The following is a 3,155-nucleotide window of genomic DNA, read 5'->3' on the forward strand; positions in this document are numbered from 1 at the left end:
TTGGTGGTCACCCCACCTTCGGGGCGGGGCCATGCCCGGACGACGAGCTGCGCCAGAGCAGTGCCGCGCGCCGCAATGCTGTCCTCGGTCCACTCGGCGTGCCCATACAGCTCGGCATTGAGCTTCAGGACGGCATTGTTCAGCAGATAGTCGCGTTTGCCCTTCTGGCCATCGGCAAGCCACGCATTGTTCGACAGCGCGGAATTGTGTCCTGGGGTCACGAGCGTGAGGTTTCCGAGCGTCTGGACCAAGAGATCACGCCGCTCGGCCGCCGCTGGGTCCTCATTCTCGAGCGGCCAGTGCGTGGTCCACTTCTGGGGCATCACGTGCTCCACCGAGAGGTCTCGCGGGCACAGGACTTCTTCGGCCCTCTTGTCCCGCCGCAGCATCTCCTCCGCCGCTTCCAACAGCATGCGGTTCACGCTGCGCTTGGCCTGCTTGTAGAAGGGCGCGGTCTGGAGGTGGTCGACGATGGACGCGTCGTCCGGCCAGTGTCGCGCTGGCGTCTCCTGCTCGACCAGGAAATTGCGAAGGTCGGTGCCGGCGCGAGCCGGTCCTGCCTCCTCAAGTCGCTTGACCAGCTCGATGCTGAAATGGGTCAGGTCCTTGGATCCCAGGCGCAGGATCGATCGCCGGACCAGCCAGCTCTCCAGCGATTCCAGCGCGAGCTGTCGCTCGTCGGCAGGAACATCATGCGCAATGACCCACAGCACGACGGGCATGACGGCAGTGGCATCGAGAACCTCCAGGACGCGATAGCGGAAGGTTTCCTCGACGCTTCCGCGGGGGGCATCCATGAACTGCCGGTAGGCCATCGCGTCGGTGTGCAGTTCCTTCATCAGGTTCTCGACGTTGACCACGTCCTTGGAGACCCGGTCGCGGAACTCGGCGAAGATCCGGTCGCTTGGAACTTCCCGCCCGAGTTTCATCACGAGCCAGTGGGTCAGGAAGAGGTCGATCCGGGGCCGGGTGAGGCGGCCTTGGCGGACCTTCTGTCGCCAGTACTCGTCCCCGCTGCCGTCACCGTCGAAGCCGGCCCAGTACTTCTTGTGGAGCTGCTCCAGGTTGCGGTGTTCCTTCTCGGCGCGCTGGAAGAGGTGGTTCTTGATCAGGTCCGCGGCCAGCAGCGGAGCGCCCAAGTAGTTGAGCGTTTCGAAGATGGCCTGGGCATTGTCACCCTGCGAGAGGCTGATGCCGACGAGGACCAGCTGGGTGCGCAGGGTTCGAGCGAGGGCTCCAAGCCGGGCGGCCGCGCTGGGCTCTCCGCTGGCCAGCGCCCATCCCCTGATGCTCTCGGTGAAGTAGTCATGGGCCTTCACCAGACGGGATTCGGCGTACTGGGAAGGTACTGGCCGTGCGTCGTCCATTGCCGCGGCGAAGGCCTCCCGGTCTCGGTTGGTGGGCCACACCTTGTAGCGGGTCTCGTCGTCGGGAGTCTTTCCGTGGGAGTCCTCGTTGAGGATCATGACCCGAAGATCGGCGGCATCCGAGGAGTTGCCCAGTTCGTCGACGATCCGTTCGGCGGCGTCGATCAGGAGCTGCAACGTGGTGAGGCGCTGCTGACCATCGATGACGACGTGCTCGGTGAGGCCGAAGGTGGCGCGCGGCTCGGTGACGATGGCGCCCAGGAAGTGCGACGGTGCGTCGCCGTAGTGGCCGGCGGCGAGGACCATCTCTGCCTGGTGCCGGATGTCCTGCCACAGCGGCGCCCATTCCTTCTCCTCGCCCCACACATAGGGCCGCTGGAACATGGGCATCAGGAAGCGCACGGACCCGTGGAAGAGGTCGATGAGCTTCACGTCTTGGGCGTGCATGTGGATCCTGTCCTTCAGAGATACTATGTAGACCATCATGCCGCTTGGCTCGGCAGACCGATGTGGGTCCAGTCGCGATCGCGACCAGCTTTCACCGACGTCGCCAAGTCAAGCGTCAGATCTCCTCATCCCAATCGATGTGGACGAGCGCGCCTACCGTCGGAGGAAGAATGCCCCGTGAGTTGGTGTGGGCTGAGTGGCCCGACGGTACTGACCTCGGGACGTCCCACGTGCACCCTGGGGAATACAGTCCACTCGCCTACGGACCTGATGGCCACTTACAAGCACATGCCACTCTGAGTCCCTTCGATCCTGACGGTGGCGAATCGGGCAACGAGATTGACGTGCTGGAATCCAATGGCTCCGATGCTCTGGGCGAATTGGTTGCCCTTGGCCTGACTGCGCTCGTTGCGTTCGGCGTCGGGGCGGCTGTGACGCACGCAATCGAGAAGAAGCAGGACCGCAGGAAGACTCTGGGTTGGGAGAAGAGTCAACGGGAAACCAAGGCTCTGCCGCCTCCACCGATGCCGATGGAGTATCGCCGCCATGCGCAAGCCTCAGGGGCCCAGCCGCCCATCGAGCGAGCTGAACAAGTTCGCCCATCGACCAATTTCCCGCCGGGGCTGGCAACGCCAGGAGCGAGAGCCACGCTGCTTCAAGCCCTACTCGCACGACTGCACTCGGAACAAGCCATTGAGCGCCTCGCAGCATTGGGCCAGCTGACGCCGGAACAATCCCAACAACTGGGTTCGACTGTGCACCAGCTCTCCAGCGAACAGACCCAGGCCATCATCACGCGACTTCTGGCGGAGGATCCGACGCTCGCCACGCCCGCGGTGATCGAGTCCTTGCACACCCACCGGCGGCAGCTGCCTGCCGCTCCGCGCCCAGATTCGCAATTCCCGGCCCTCCATTCTGCAGTTTCGAGTCAGCCTGGAAGCCCCTCTTTCGTGGCACGGCCCCCAGCCCCGTCGGCACCTCCGCCCCCGGGGTGGTATCCACGCGGCGGCAAGGGCGTCTTGCGATGGTGGGATGGTGTGCAGTGGACACGGCACGAGCAATTGCCTGGTGTCTGGCGGACACGTTGATGGGGCTCCGCGACCGAAATCGCGGAGCCCCATCAAACCAGTGACTCAGGCAGCGGAGGGATTCTCCGCATCGGGCGCCGGAAGCGCCGGCTGACCGGCCTCCAGCTCGTCGAACTTGGCCTTCATGGTCGGGTTCTTCCGGGTGAGCTTCTTGACGGTCACGTCCTGGGCCTTGTCATTGGCCAGGCGCAGGTTCCGGTCGGCGCCCAGCAGGGCTTCCTTGGTCTTCTGCAGGTGGTCGATGGACTTGTCG

At 64.4% G+C, this 3,155-nt stretch carries 3 protein-coding genes; 1 reads left to right on the forward strand and 2 read right to left on the reverse strand.

Translation table 11 applies throughout. The features are described 5' to 3' along the window. On the reverse strand, positions 1–1,814 hold a 1,814-nt coding region (locus tag ACHFFZ_RS17280), incomplete at its 3' end, for a DUF262 domain-containing protein (protein WP_394277818.1). A gap of 530 nt (positions 1,815–2,344) precedes the next feature. On the opposite strand from ACHFFZ_RS17280, the gene ACHFFZ_RS17285 reads away from it, so the two are divergent. Further along, positions 2,345–2,902, forward strand: a complete 558-nt coding sequence (locus ACHFFZ_RS17285) for a DUF2510 domain-containing protein (RefSeq protein WP_394277820.1) — start codon at positions 2,345–2,347, stop codon at positions 2,900–2,902. A gap of 45 nt (positions 2,903–2,947) precedes the next feature. On the opposite strand, the gene ACHFFZ_RS17290 is transcribed toward ACHFFZ_RS17285, so the two are convergent. Next, the coding region (locus tag ACHFFZ_RS17290) for a hypothetical protein (protein ID WP_394277819.1) at positions 2,948–3,155 on the reverse strand (208 nt) is incomplete at its 5' end.

Origin of the sequence: Luteococcus sp. (assembly GCF_043424415.1) — a bacterium.
Classification (GTDB): Bacteria; Actinomycetota; Actinomycetes; order Propionibacteriales; family Propionibacteriaceae; genus Luteococcus.

Bases quoted from the DNA above. Each gene is read 5' to 3' on its own strand.
- ACHFFZ_RS17285 (WP_394277820.1), top strand. From the start codon at position 2,345: ATGGAGTATCGCCGCCATGCGCAAGCCTCAGGGGCCCAGCCGCCCATC.